Origin of the sequence: Micromonospora sp. NPDC049799 (genome assembly GCF_040656655.1) — a bacterium.
Classification (GTDB): Bacteria; Actinomycetota; Actinomycetes; order Mycobacteriales; family Micromonosporaceae; genus Micromonospora.
In genome coordinates this window covers 1-13,526 of record NZ_JBFAMU010000101.1, presented here as the reverse complement: position 1 = coordinate 13,526, position 13,526 = coordinate 1, and the positions used below count along the sequence as shown (strand labels likewise).

General features: G+C 72.0%; 8 protein-coding genes and 1 pseudogene. 2 read left to right on the top strand and 7 right to left on the bottom strand.

Annotation, left to right across the window (positions count from 1 at the left end; all coding sequences use genetic code 11):
- Positions 1 to 546, bottom strand: a pseudogene (locus AB0I76_RS11025) (GGDEF-domain containing protein); the annotation flags it as partial.
- Between the two features lie 111 nt (positions 547 to 657).
- On the opposite strand from AB0I76_RS11025, the gene ilvD reads away from it, so the two are divergent.
- Complete coding sequence (gene ilvD / locus AB0I76_RS11020; protein ID WP_357033206.1) at positions 658 to 2,505, top strand: dihydroxy-acid dehydratase; 1,848 nt, start codon at positions 658 to 660, stop codon at positions 2,503 to 2,505.
- A gap of 149 nt (positions 2,506 to 2,654) precedes the next feature.
- On the opposite strand, the gene AB0I76_RS11015 is transcribed toward ilvD, so the two are convergent.
- The 5 genes from AB0I76_RS11015 to AB0I76_RS10995 form a co-directional block, all read right to left on the bottom strand.
- On the bottom strand, positions 2,655 to 4,658 hold the full coding sequence (locus tag AB0I76_RS11015) for a cellulase family glycosylhydrolase (RefSeq protein WP_357033203.1): 2,004 nt from the start codon (positions 4,656 to 4,658) through the stop codon (positions 2,655 to 2,657).
- 74 nt (positions 4,659 to 4,732) lie between these two features.
- On the bottom strand, positions 4,733 to 7,165 hold the full coding sequence (locus AB0I76_RS11010) for a glycoside hydrolase family 2 protein (protein WP_357033200.1): 2,433 nt from the start codon (positions 7,163 to 7,165) through the stop codon (positions 4,733 to 4,735).
- On the bottom strand, positions 7,162 to 8,016 hold the full coding sequence (locus AB0I76_RS11005; RefSeq protein WP_357033209.1) for a carbohydrate ABC transporter permease: 855 nt from the start codon (positions 8,014 to 8,016) through the stop codon (positions 7,162 to 7,164). The genes AB0I76_RS11010 and AB0I76_RS11005 overlap by 4 nt, the downstream gene beginning before the upstream one ends.
- A 29-nt stretch (positions 8,017 to 8,045) precedes the next feature.
- A complete protein-coding gene (locus AB0I76_RS11000) occupies positions 8,046 to 9,062 on the bottom strand; it encodes a sugar ABC transporter permease (protein ID WP_357033196.1) in 1,017 nt (338 codons plus the stop codon).
- Positions 9,063 to 9,136: 74 nt separating this feature from the next.
- Positions 9,137 to 10,423: an extracellular solute-binding protein gene (locus tag AB0I76_RS10995; RefSeq protein ID WP_357033192.1), complete on the bottom strand. Its 1,287-nt coding sequence runs from the start codon at positions 10,421 to 10,423 to the stop codon at positions 9,137 to 9,139.
- 376 nt (positions 10,424 to 10,799) lie between these two features.
- Here AB0I76_RS10995 and AB0I76_RS10990 point away from each other — a divergent pair, with 376 nt between their 5' ends.
- A complete protein-coding gene (locus AB0I76_RS10990) occupies positions 10,800 to 11,819 on the top strand; it encodes a LacI family DNA-binding transcriptional regulator (protein ID WP_357033189.1) in 1,020 nt (339 codons plus the stop codon).
- 15 nt (positions 11,820 to 11,834) lie between these two features.
- Here AB0I76_RS10990 and AB0I76_RS10985 read toward each other — a convergent pair.
- A partial coding sequence (locus AB0I76_RS10985; RefSeq protein ID WP_357033186.1) for a GGDEF domain-containing protein occupies positions 11,835 to 13,526 on the bottom strand: 1,692 nt, incomplete at its 5' end.

Sequence of the window (13,526 nt, the reverse complement as noted above, 5' to 3'; positions counted from 1 at the left end):
GCCGGCGGCGAGCGCGGCAAGCCGGTGCCGGGGCGGCGGAGCGCGGAACACCACGATCATGGCGAGGCCGGCGGTCAGGGCCGAGGCGACCGTCGCGAGCAGGATCGGCTGGCACGCCACCGGAGTGGCGTCGCCGAGCAGCCGGGTCGGCCGCGAGAAGAGCACCCAGCCGACGAACCACAGCGCGGTCGCCATGATCAGCCCGTCGAGACCGAGCCGGAGGGCCGCACCCGCCGTCGGGGCCACGCCGGGCAGCCGGAGCAGGCCGGCGCAGAACAGCAGCCCACTCACCGCGACCCCGACCGCGACGACCGAGGCCCAGCCCGTCCGGGGCGTGTGGCTCCCGTGCCCGGCGGCACCCAGCGCCACGACGGCGCCGACCAGCAGGCTCGCCAGCGCGAAGCCGCCGGCGACGGCGAGGAGCAGGTACGCCGGCCGGTGCTGCGGAGCGCGTCGCCGGGCGCCGACGGCCAGCAGCAGCGCGGCGGAGACGGCGACGAGGCCGCTCAGCACCGCGACGGTGACCATGCCCGGGGATGCGTGCACGTCCTCAACTGTGGCGGATGCGTGCCCGTCGTGGGGGGCCGGGTGTGCAACTGTTGGGACACGGCCCGCACACCCGCCGGGTGCCGCGGTGGCGGTGCAAGACTGGTAGGCATGCCTGAGCTGCGGTCGAAGACCTCCACGCACGGTCGGACGATGGCCGGCGCCCGGGCCCTCTGGCGGGCCACCGGGATGACCGACGACGATTTCGGCAAGCCGATCGTCGCCATCGCCAACAGTTTCACCCAGTTCGTCCCCGGCCACGTACACCTCAAGGACATGGGCGGCCTGGTCGCCGGCGCGGTGGCCGAGGCCGGCGGGGTGGGCCGGGAGTTCAACACCATCGCCGTGGACGACGGCATCGCGATGGGCCACGGCGGCATGCTCTACTCCCTGCCGAGCCGGGAGCTGATCGCCGACGCGGTGGAGTACATGGTCAACGCGCACTGCGCGGACGCCCTGGTCTGCATCTCGAACTGCGACAAGATCACCCCCGGGATGCTGCTGGCCGCGCTCCGGCTCAACATCCCCACCGTCTTCGTCTCCGGCGGCCCGATGGAGGCCGGCAAGACGGTGGCGATCGAGGGGATCGTCCACTCCAAGATCGACCTGATCGACGCGATGATCGCCTCGTCCAACGAGGCGGTCACCGACGACCAGCTCGGCGAGATCGAGCGCTCGGCCTGCCCGACCTGCGGCTCCTGCTCCGGCATGTTCACCGCCAACTCGATGAACTGCCTCACCGAGGCGATCGGGCTCGCGCTGCCCGGCAACGGCTCCACGCTGGCCACCCACGCCGCGCGCCGGTCGCTCTTCCTCGAGGCCGGCCGCACCGTCGTGGAGATCGCCAAGCGGTGGTACGACGGTGACGACGCCTCGGTGCTGCCCCGCGCGGTCGCCAGCCGGGCCGCGTTCGAGAACGCGGTCGCCCTGGACGTGGCGATGGGCGGGTCGACCAACACGATCCTGCACCTGCTCGCCGCCGCCCGGGAGGCGGAGATGGACTTCTCCGTCGCCGACATCGACGCGATCTCGCGCCGGGTGCCCTGCCTGGCCAAGGTCGCGCCGAACTCCCCGCAGTACCACATGGAGGACGTGCACCGGGCTGGCGGAATCCCCGCCATCCTCGGCGAGCTGGACCGGGCCGGCCTGCTGCACCGGCAGGTGCACAGCGTGCACTCCCCCTCGCTCGCGCAGTGGCTCACCGACTGGGACGTCCGGGGCGGGTCACCGAGGCCGGAGGCGGTGGAGCTGTTCCACGCCGCGCCGGGTGGCGTGCGCACCACCGAGCCGTTCTCCACCACCAACCGCTGGTCGTCGTTGGACACCGACGCGGCGGAGGGTTGCATCCGGGACCTCGGCCACGCGTACAGCGCCGACGGCGGCCTGGCCATCCTGCACGGCAACCTGGCGCCGGAGGGCTGCGTCGTCAAGACCGCCGGGGTGCCCGAGGAGTGCCTGACGTTCCGCGGCCCGGCCAAGGTGTTCGAGTCGCAGGACGACGCGGTCGAGGCCATCCTCAACAAGCGGATCGTCGCCGGTGACGTGGTCGTGATCCGGTACGAGGGCCCGAAGGGCGGGCCGGGCATGCAGGAGATGCTCTACCCCACCTCGTTCCTCAAGGGCCGGGGCCTGGGCCGGGCCTGCGCGTTGCTCACCGACGGCCGGTTCTCCGGCGGCACCTCCGGCCTGTCCATCGGGCACGTTTCACCCGAGGCGGCCTCCGGCGGCCTGATCGCGCTGGTGCGCGACGGGGACGAGATCGTCATCGACATCCCGGGCCGGTCGATCTCCCTCGACGTGCCGTCCGAGGAGTTGGCGGCGCGACGGGTGACCGAGGAGAAGCGCGACAAGCCGTACACCCCGGTCGACCGGCAGCGACCGGTGTCGGCGGCGCTGCGCGCGTACGCCTCGATGGCGACCTCGGCCAGCGACGGCGCCTACCGCCGCGTCCCCGAGTAGGCGGGACGGGAGAAGATCGACTCGACGTCATTGACATCGGGGTGTCCGGGTGAGGTTTTCAGGCCGATATCAATGACATCGTGTGCATCTCGCGCACGGTACGCGACGCGACCCCCACCGGACGTGGGGGCCGCGTACCGTCCGCCCGCCTACTCGGCGCGCAGGTTGTCCAGGGCGTGGGTGCCCGGGCTGACCCAGATCAGCACCCCGCGTACGTCGGCCAGGGCCGCCGCGTCGCAGGACATCTCGTCGAGCAGGTCCACCTCCACCGTCGTGGTGGTCCCCTGCGGCACCCATCCGAACACCGACTGGCACCAGGCGGAGCCGTCACCGGTCTGCACCGCGATCGCCGACGAGGTGCCCGCCGACGCCGAGGTGCGCAGGTCGTAGCGAAGGACACCGGACGTGGACAGGTCGACCGGGGACGGCAGGGTCACCCCGAACCACCCGCCGCCGGTGGCCGCCACCTCCAGGCCGAAACCACCGTCGGTGTGGAAGGAGGCGGTCTGCGCGACGGTGCCGGCGTCGGTCTGCCAGTTGCCCGGTGCCCAGCCCTCGACGCCGGTCTCCCAGGACGCGAGCCGGATCGGGTCCCCCGGTGCCGGCTTGACGGTGACGGTCAGCTCGGCGACGTTCGACCGCCGGCCGGCCCGGTCGAGGACCGTGTACGAGGCGACGGCCCGACCCTGGAACCCGTCCGCCGGGGTGAAGACGACCGCCCCGGACGCCGTGAGCACGAAGGCGCCGCCCGCCACGGGCACGACGCGCTGCTGTCCGCGTACCGTCGGGTCGAGGTCCGTTGTGGACGGGCGGACGCTGCCGGCGTACGCGATGTCGTTGCTCGTCGGGGTGAGGGTGACCGGCGTGCCGGCCTGCGTGGTCGCGATGTCGTGGTCGGCGACCGGCGGTCGCGGCCGCCAGTGGCGGCGGATGCGGTCGCCGGCGTTGGTCAGGGTGGTGCAGACCGGGCTCGGGCAGTGGACGGTGTAGCCGTCGTAGTCCGGGTAGGGAGTGCCGTCGTCCTGGACGCCGGAGAGGATCCAGTACAGGAAGCCGGTGCCGCCGCTGCGGATGAACGCGTCGGTCCACCGCTGGTAGACCGGGTTGCGGGTGGCTTTGTCGCTCCAGCCGAACTCGCCGAGCAGCGCCGGCTTGCCGATCCGCCGCGCCTCGCGGTTGTGCCGCTCGATCCAGGCCACGCCCCAGTCGGCGTCGGTGCCCCAGTGGTCGGGGTACAGGTGGTAGCCGAGCACGTCGACGGCCGGCAGGGACGCGAGCGCCACCGCGTCGACGCCCTCACCGCAGTTCACGGTCCAGTCCTCGGCGGCGGGGTCGTCGCAGAAGAAGCCCTCGTCGCCGACGCCGATCAGGTGGCGCCGGTCGATCGACCGGATGTGCCGGCTCATCTCGTCGGCCCACGCGGTGATCGTGTCGGTGGAGCACTCCGGCGAGGTTGGGTAGACCCCGGAACCCTTGCAGCGCGGCTCGTTGGCCAGCTCCCACGCCAGGATCGTCGGGTCGTCACGGTACGTCACGCCGGTCACCGTGTTGACCCGGTTGAGCAGGTGCGACACCCAGTCGCGGTACCAGCCGCGGATCACCGGGTCGGTGTAGAAGTCGTCGTGGTGGTCGGCGCCGCGCCAGCGGACGTACTGGTCCATGCCGCCGAAGTCCCGCCAGTTGTTGACCAGCGGGATCACCACCCGGATCCCGTGCCGGCGGGCCGAGGCGAGCACCCGGTCGAGGCGTTCCAGGCCGTCCGGGCCGTCGTGGAAGGCCGGCTTCTCCCCGTCCCAGTGCTGGAACCACACGCCGTCGGAGGGGCCGACGACCGAGTCGGTGCCGCCCGGCGTGCCGATGTCGAGGAAGCCCCAGTGCCGCAGCACCGTGAACCGGGCCGCCTTCGCGTCGGCGAACACGTCGTCGACCATGGCCGGTGACTTGTACATCAGGTAGTAGTTGTTGGTCCCGGCGAACCGGAACGGCTTGCCGTCCAGGACGAGCCGGTCGCCCTGGCGCGTGACGAACCCGCCGCCGTGCCGCGCGCCGTCGTCGCCGGTCGCCGTCGTGGGCGCGGCGGTCGCGGGCGCGGCACCCGCCGTCGCCACCAACCCCATCAGGGCCAGCAGTACGCCGGCCAGCCTTCTCCGCATCGGCTTCTCCCTCGTGGCGTGTGTCAAGAGAGGGCCCCTCCTCCACCGCAGGCGTTAAGGAGGGGCCCTTCCTTTCAGATGTCGTTGACGCAGCGCAGCACCGGGCGGCTGGTCAGGGCTGCCGGGTCCAGTGGCCCGCCGGCCGTCACGGTGAACGTGATCGACTCCCCCGGCAGCAACGTCACCAGGGCGTCGTCGACCTCCGCCGTCGGGTCGAGACGGTCCGGGAACAGGGTCAGCTCCCGCAGCACGGTCCGGGCGGTGATCCGGACCCGTTGCCCGCCGTCGACCGGCTCCACCGTCGCGTCGAGGGCCGCCGCCGGCCAGCGCACGTCGCGGTCCTCGGCGAAGAACCACAGCGCCCGCGCGGCACCGTCGGCCTCGGCGACGAGCAGCTCACGGTCGGCCTCGTCCGGCCCCGCCACGTCCGTCGGCAGCGCCAGCACGACCGAGGCGTAGGCGGGCACGTCGAGCTCCAGCGTGGTCTTGGCCCGGGGCTCCCCGTCCAGGGTGGACCGGGTGACCGTGACCGGGCCCCGCCACGGGGTGCCGGTCTCGTTGACCGCCGCCAGGGTCAGCGCGCCGTCGCCCGGTGCCACGGTGAGGAGCCGGTCGGCGTACGCGCGTCGGACCGCGTACCACAGGGGTTTCCGGCGGCCGTCACCGTCGACGGCGGACCACGAGGTCACCGGCCAGCAGTCGTTGAGCTGCCAGAAGATCGTGCCCGAGCAGACGCTCCGGTGGGACCGGAAGTGCTCGATGCCGACCTGGATCGCGCGGGCCTGGGTGAGCTGGGTGAGGTAGTGCCAGTCGTCGAAGTCGGCCGGTGGGGGCAGGTGCGCGTCCAGCCCCCGCTGGAGCTTGCGATCCCCGTCGATGGCCTTCTGGTGGTGGGCCATGCCGGGCGAGTCGTGGGCGAGCGGGTCGTCCGACAGGGCCCGCCGCAGCGTCGCGTACGCCGGGGGCGCCTGCCAGCCGAACTCGGCGACGAACCGGGGCACGTACGCCCGGTACTTCGTGTAGTCGTCGGTGTTCCACACGTCCCAGATGTGCATGGTGCCGTACGCCGGGTCGTTGGGGTGGACGTCCTCGCTGCCGGACCAGGGGCTGCCCGGCCAGTACGGGCGGGTCGGGTCCAGTTCGGCGACGGTCCGGGGCAGCACGTCGAGGTAGTAGCCCCGGCCCCAGGTGCGCCCGGCCAGCGGTTCCTGCCAGTCCCAGTCGTGCCAGCCCCAGATGTTCTCGTTGTTGCCCGTCCAGAGCACCAGCGACGGGTACGGGGCGAGGCGGACCACCTGCTCGGCGGCCTCGGCGGCCACCTCGGAGGCGATCGGCTCCTCCTCCGGGTACGCGGCGCAGGCGAAGAGGAAGTCCTGCTGCACCAGGAGGCCGAGCGAGTCGGCGAGGTCGTAGAAGTCCTCCGACTCGTACCGGCCCCCGCCCCAGACCCGCAGCAGGTTGATGTTGGCGCCGATCGCCTGGTCGAAGCGGTGCGCCAGCCGCTCCCGGGTGATCCGGCTGGGGAAGGCGTCGTCGGGGATCCAGTTGACGCCCCGAACGAAGACCGGCACGTCGTTGACGTACAGGGTGAACGCGGCGCCGTGGTCGTCTTCGGTGGTGTCGAGGCGTACCGAGCGGAAGCCGACGCGCCGGCTCCAGGTGTCCAGCGTCGCGCCGTCCGGCCCGCACAGGGTCACGTCGAGGTCGTGGCGGGCCTGCTCGCCGTACCCCCTCGGCCACCACCGCTCGGGGTCGCGGACGGTGCTGGTCAGGACGGCGGTCCGCTCCCCCGCCGGGATCGTGGCCTCGGCGGCGCCGCCGGCGACGGCGGCCCGCACGGTCAGCGGCGCGTCGGCGGCACGCTCTACCTCGACGTGCAGCTCGACCCGGCCGTCGGTCCCGTCGACGGTGACCAGCGGCCGGACGGTCGCCAGCCGGGCGGCGGACCAGGCGTGCAGCCCGATCGGCCGCCAGACGCCGGCCGTGACCAGGGTGGGTCCCCAGTCCCATCCGAAGTTGCAGGCCATCTTACGGATGAACGGGAACGGCTCCGGGTACGCGTTGGGCCGGTCGCCGAGCCGGTCGCGTTGCGCCTCGGCGTAGCGGTACGCGGAGTCGAACCGGACGGCCAGGGTGTTGTCCCCCGGCCGCAGCAGCGCGCCGACGTCGAAGCGGTAGCCGCGGTGCATGTTCGCGGTGCGCCCGATCTCGACGCCGTTGAGGGTCACCGTGGCGACCGTGTCGAGGCCGTCGCAGACCAGGTCGACACGGTCGTGCGCGCCGTCCGGACGGTCGAACGTGGTCTCGTAGACCCAGTCGGTGCGCCCGATCCAGCCGAGGCCGGTCTCGTTGGCGTCCAGGTACGGGTCTTCGATCAGCCCGGCGGCCAGCAGGTCGGTGTGGACGCAACCGGGCACGGTGGCCGGCACCGCCCGGTCGGCGATCCCGGCCGGCACCTGCGGTCCGGGTACGGCCCGCAGGGTCCAGCCCTGGTACAACGGGGTCACGACTTCACCGCACCTTCCATGATTCCGCGGACGATCTGACGCCCACCGATGAACAGCATGATCAGCAGGGGCAGGGTGGCGACCAGAGCGCCGGCCAGCACCCGCCGGTAGAGCACGTAGTTGCCGCTGGCCAGGTCGGACAGCGCGACCATCGAGGTCGGGTAGTCGGTGCCGCCCAGGGTGATCAACGGCCACTGGAACTCGTTCCAGGTGGCGACGAAGGTGAGCAGGCCGAGTACCGCCATCGCCGGCCGGACCGCCGGCACCACCACGCTCCAGAAGATGCGCATGGTGCTGGCGCCGTCGACCCGGGCGGCCTCGATCAGCTCGTCGGGCACGGCGTCGAGGATGAACTGGCGCATGTAGAACACGCCGAACGCGCTCACCAGTCCGGGCACGATGACCGCGAGCAGGGTGCCGTTCCAGCCGCCCTCGCCGGGCATCTTGCCCATGAGGATGTAGAGGGCGACCACGCCGAGCTGGTTCGGCACCGTCATGGTGAGGATGACCATGACCATCAGTGCGTTGCGCCCCTTGAACCGCAGCTTGGCGAACGCGAAGCCGGCCAGCGAGCAGAAGAACAGCACCGACGCGGTCACCACGGACGAGACGATCACGCTGTTGACCAGTGACTGGAGGAAGAAGACGTCCTGCATCGAGAAGACCTCGCGCAGGTTCGTCGCGAGTTCCCCACCGGGGATCACCTGCGGCGGGATCTTCGCCAGCGCCTCGTCGGTGTTCGTGGCGATGACGAACATCCAGTAGAGCGGGAACGCCGAGAAGGCGATCACCACGGCGAGGAAGAGGTAGCTCCAGAGGCTGCCGGGTGTGTTCTGCGGGGCCCGGCCCATCAGGGCCGCCCGCCGGGTGCCGACGTCACTCACCGTTTCCCACCTCCGAGCCGGTTCGTGATCAGCGCGTTCACCGCCGCGACGATCAGGATGATGAGGAAGAGCGCCCAGGACATCGCGGCGGCGTAGCCGAGGTTCAGGTCCCGCCAGCCGACCTTGTAGATGAGCTGGGCGATGGTCTGCCACTGCCCGTCGTCGCCACCCTGGGCCAGCGCCGGGTTGGCGTCGAAGAGCATCGGCTCGGTGAACAACTGGAGTCCACCGATGGTGGAGAGCACCACGGTGAAGATGACCACCGGCCGGATCATCGGGACGGTGATGCGCCACAGCTGACGCCACGGACCGGCGCCGTCGACGGCGGCGGCCTCGTACACGTCACGCGGGATGGACTGCATCGCGGCCAGGTAGAGCAGCGCGTTGTAGCCGATCCACTTCCAGTTGACCATCGTGGCGATCGCGATCCAGGACGCCCACTTCGTCGACCGCCAGTCGATGGGCGCGGTCTCGCCGACGCCGAGCAGGGACAGCACCCAGTTGGCGACGCCGGTGTCCCGGGCGAAGACCACCGTGAAGATCAGCGTCGACGCGGTGACCGGCGTGATGTACGGCAGCAGCACGCCGACCCGGAACCAGGTCTGCGCGCGCAGCTTCCGGTTCAGCAGGGACGCCACGATCAGCGCCAGGAGCAGTTGCGGCACCGTGGAGAGCACGAAGATGCCGAACGTGTTGCCCAGCGCGTTCCAGAAGTCGCCGTCGTCGAGCAGCCGCGCGAAGTTCGCGAAGCCCGCCCAGCCGGTCAGGGTCGGGTCGTCGAGTCGCCAGTTGCGCAACGCGACCACGCCGTTGAACACGATCGGGAAGAGCCCGAAGACCGCGAAGAGCAGGAAGAACGGTGCGATCAGCAGGTAGGGCACGTACCGCACGTCGAAGCGGTAGAGGCGGCTGCGCCAGGTGCCCGCCCGGTCCGGGGGACGGCGGACGGGGGCCGTCGCGTCCGCGGGACGGCCGGGCCGGGACGCCGCGGGGACGGCGCGGGTGGTGGACATCGGAACCTCCGGGGGACGAGCGGTCCGCGGGGCGGGTGGGGCCGGCGGCGGACGGCCCCACCCCCGGGCGTACGTCAGGACTTGGCGGCCTTCTCGGCTTCCTTGATCGCCTCGGTCCACGCCTGGTCGGGCTTGCCCTTCAGGTTTCCGGTGGCCAGACGGTTGATCACGTTCTCCACGGCGACCCGCGTCGGCCCGTTCTTCTTGCCGAGGTACTGCGGGGTCAGGTTCTCGGCGGTCTTGGAGAAGATCTGACCGACCGGGGCGTTGCTGAAGAACGGGTTGGTGAAGTCCTTGATCGCCGGGTCCTGGTAGAGCGCCGGCTGCGACGGCAGGTTGCCGACCTTCTTGAAGATTTCGATCTGCTGCTCGGGCTGGACCAGCCACTCCAGGAACTTGTACGCCTCGTCGACGTTCTTGCCCTGCTTGGGGATGGTCAGGAACGAGCCACCCCAGTTGCCGCCGCCGCCGGGGATCGCCGCGACGTCCCACTTGCCCTGGGTGGTGGGGGCGGTGTTCTTGATGTGGCCCTGCATCCACGCCGGGCAGGCGAGGACGGCGAAGTTGCCCTTGACGAAGCCGCTGTTCCACTCCGGCGAGAAGGCGGTGAGGTTGGCCGACAGGTCGGCGCCGATCATCTTGGCGGCCACGTCGAAGGCGGCCTTCGGGCCGCCGTCCATCTTCAGCGTCTCGCTCTCGTCGAAGAAGCCGACCGGCTGCTGTCCGAGGACCGGGTTGAAGATGTTGGTCGCGGAGTCGATGAACTTCTTCCCGCTCTTGGCCTTGTACTGCTGGCCGACGGCGATGAACTGGTCCCAGGTGGGCCAGAGCGCGGAGACCTGGTCCCGGTCGGTGGGCAGGCCGGCGGCCTTGAAGAGGTCGGTGCGGTAGCACATGGCCAGGCCGCCGACGTCGGTGCCGAGCCCGATCTGGGCCTTGCCGTCGGGCGTCAGGGTCTGCTTCCACTTCCAGGGCAGGTACTTGCTCTCGTACTGGCCGGCGCCCTTGTCGAGCAGGTTGACGAACTTGTCGGCCTGGCCGCGGAACTGGACCACGAAGCCCTCGTCGATGGCGGCGATGTCCGGCGCGCCGGAGCCGGCGATCAGCTTCTTCTGGAGGTCCTCGTGCTGGGCGTTGTACTCGCCGGTGTTCAGGCTGATCTTGACGTTCGGGTTGTCGGCCTCGTAGCGGCTCTTCAGCTCGTCCAGGCCGAAGTCGCCCCAGAAGTTGATCTTCAGGGTGACCTGGCCGTCGCCGCTGTCGGAGCCGCCGCCGCTGTTGCCGCTGCACGCGGCGAGCAGGGCCAAGCCGACCGAGCCCGCCGCGACGGCGCGGGCCCAGGTTTTCCAGGACCGTTTCATGTCATCCTCCGGGCAACAATTGGGAACGCTCCCGACATCGAGAGACGTTGACTGAACCGGATAAGTGACGCCACCGTACGACTCGACTTCGGGTGTGTCAACGGCCGGTTAACGGCACCGCCTCGACAGAGCGCCGAAGGACTGTTGGGAGCGTGACCATGCGTGGTGGAGCGCTCTTTCGCGCAGCCCCGACCAGCCCGGGCGGTTCCCTCATCACGCCCGGGACCGTAGGCTTAACCGAGCAAGTTACGATCCCTCGGCGCTCTCGCCGAACGGGGTCGACCCACGACTGCCGCCACCCGGAGTGTGACCACCTGCGCCGGGAGGCCGGCACAGGTGTGACCGCCCGTCACGGGCGGAGACAAGGAGTACGCCGGTGAAGCGGCCGACCATCGCCGACGTGGCCCGACGTGCCGGGGTGTCCAAGGGCGCCGTGTCCTACGCGCTGAACGGCCAGCCCGGAGTCTCCGAGGCGACCCGGCAACGGATCCTCGCCATCGCCGCGGAGATCGGCTTCAACCCGAGCAGCGCCGCCCGCGCCCTCTCCGGGTCCACCGCCGACGCGATCGGCCTGGCCCTGTGCCGGCCCGCCCGCACACTCGGCATCGAGCCGTTCTTCATGGAGCTGATCAGCGGCGTGGAGGCGGAGCTGTCCGCCCGCTCGTACGCGCTGACCCTCCAGGTCGTCGCCGACCCGGCCGCGGAGATCGCGGTCTACCGGCGGTGGTGGGGTGAGCGTCGGGTGGACGGCGTCCTCGTGTGCGACCTGCGCGCCGACGACCGGCGGGTGCCGGTGCTGGAGGAGCTGGGCCTGCCGGCCGTCGTGATCGGTGGCCCCGGCGGCACCGGCCGGCTGGCCAGCGTCTGGTCCGACGACGCGGCGGCGCTGGTCGAGACGGTGGAATACCTGGCAGCGCTCGGCCACCGTCGCGTCGCCCGGGTCGGCGGGCTCCCCGGCCTGCTGCACACGGAGATCCGCACCGAGGCCTTCGCCCGCGTGTGCCGCCGGCTCGACCTGCCCGACGCGGTGACCGTGCCGTCGGACTACACCGGCGAGGAGGGCGCGCGCGCCACTCGTCGGCTGCTCAGCGCTCCGGACCGGCCGACCGCCGTGATCTACGACAACGACGTGATGGCCATAGCGGGCCTGTCGGTCGCCCAGGAGATGGGGCTCTCCGTCCCGGGCGACCTGTCCATCGTGGCCTGGGACGACTCCCCGCTCTGCCAGCTGGTGCATCCGCCGTTGACCGCGCTGAGCCGGGACATCCCCGCGTACGGCGCACACGCCGCCCGGCAGCTCCTGTCGGTGATCGGCGGCGCGGAGGTGGGCGTTCTCCAGGACGAGACCGCGCACCTCACCCCGCGCGGCAGCACCGCACCGCCCCGGGTCAGGTGAACCGGTTCAGATATGTCAGCGGGACGCGGTCGGGAACTCCTCGAAGTACGCCTCGACCCGTTCGGCGGTGGCCGGGCGAGCCAGGGCGAAACCCTGCCCGTACCGGCAGCCGGCCCGGTGGGCCCCGTCCACCTGCGCGGGCCACTCCAGCTCCTCGGCCACGATCTCCACGCCCAGCCGGTCACCCACGTTCACCACGACGTCGATGAGCGGGCGCTGCGGGGCGGCATCCGGCTCGACGACCTGCGGACCCACCTTGAGCAGGTCGATCGGCAGCCGGCGCAGCTGGCTGAGCGAGGCGTGCTCGGCCCGGAAGTCGTCCAGCGCGGTGCGGATGCCCAGTGACCGCAGCCCGGCCAGCCGGGCCACCACGGTCGGCAGGTCGGCGGCGACCCGCGGCTCGGACACCTCGATCACCAGCCGCTCGGGGACCACCCCGTACGCGTCCAGCACCGCCGCCGTCCGGGGCACGAAGTCCGGCGCGGCCAGCTCCCGGACGGTCACGTTGATCGCCATCCAGAGGTCCTCCCGGCCCGCACCGGACCAGGCGGCCAGCTGGCGGCAGGCCCGGTCCAGCACCCAGCAGCCCAGTTCACCGACGATGTCCAGGTCCTCGGCAACCGGCAGCAGCTCGCCGGGCAGGACCGTGCCGAGCACCGGGCTGCGCCAGCGCAGCAGGGCCTCGGTCCCCACCGGCCGGTGGTCGACCAGGCCGACCACCGGCTGGTAGACCAGGTCCAGCTCACCCCGGGCGACCGCACCGGGCAGCTCACGCTCCAGGTCCAGCCGCCGGACGAGCTGCTCCTCCAGGTACGCGTCGTACCACTCGACGCGGTCCCGACCGAGCTGCACCGCGCGCCGCCGGGCCAGGTCGGCCTGGCGCAGCACGTCCTCCGGCGCGACCCCGGCGACCTCGGCCAGTCCGATGCTCACCTGGATCCGGAGCACCATCCCGGCCACCTGGTAGGGCTGGGTGAGCACCTCGACCAGTCGGGTGCCCAGCGCGTACGCCCGCACCGGACCGGACCGGGTGACCACGGCCAGCGCGGTGCCGGTCAGGTCCGCGACCAGGTCCTGGGGGCCGATGACGGCCCGCCCGCGCCGGCACGCCTCGGCGAGCACGTCCTCCCGGAACCGGCGGTCGTGGGCCTCCCCACCGTGCAAGTCGACGACGAGCAGGACGCCTGCGGGCGGTGCCGCGTCCCGCAGGTCGGCGAGGACCGGCAGCAGTTCCGACCGGTCGGCCGGGACGTCGGCCGGGCGTGACCCGTCACTCCCCGCCGCCTCGGGGACGTGCCGTCCGCGCGCCGCGCGTCGGTCGTGCACCCGGAGCAGTTCGCGGAGCACGAGCAGCGGCACCGCCGCCAGCGCGATGACCAGGGTGGCGCGCTCGACGGGCGCTCCGGAGGCGAGCTGCCACCCCGTCGCCGCCACCACCGCGACCGCGGGGAGCAGCACGCGGGGAAGGACGAGCGTGGGCCGGCGGTCCGGGGCGACGTCCGCCCCGATCGCCCGCCGCGCCCCCGCCGCGGTCAGGAGCATCCCACCGACCAGCGGCGGTACGGCCACCAGCGGCAACCGGCCCGGCATCGCCCCGATGGTCGACATCGCCAGCAGCACCAGCCCGAACAGGGCGAGCGCGGCCCCGCCCCGGCAGTGTGCCGCGCCACCGCCCCGCTCCGGCCCGGTGAGCGCGGTGAGCGCGGC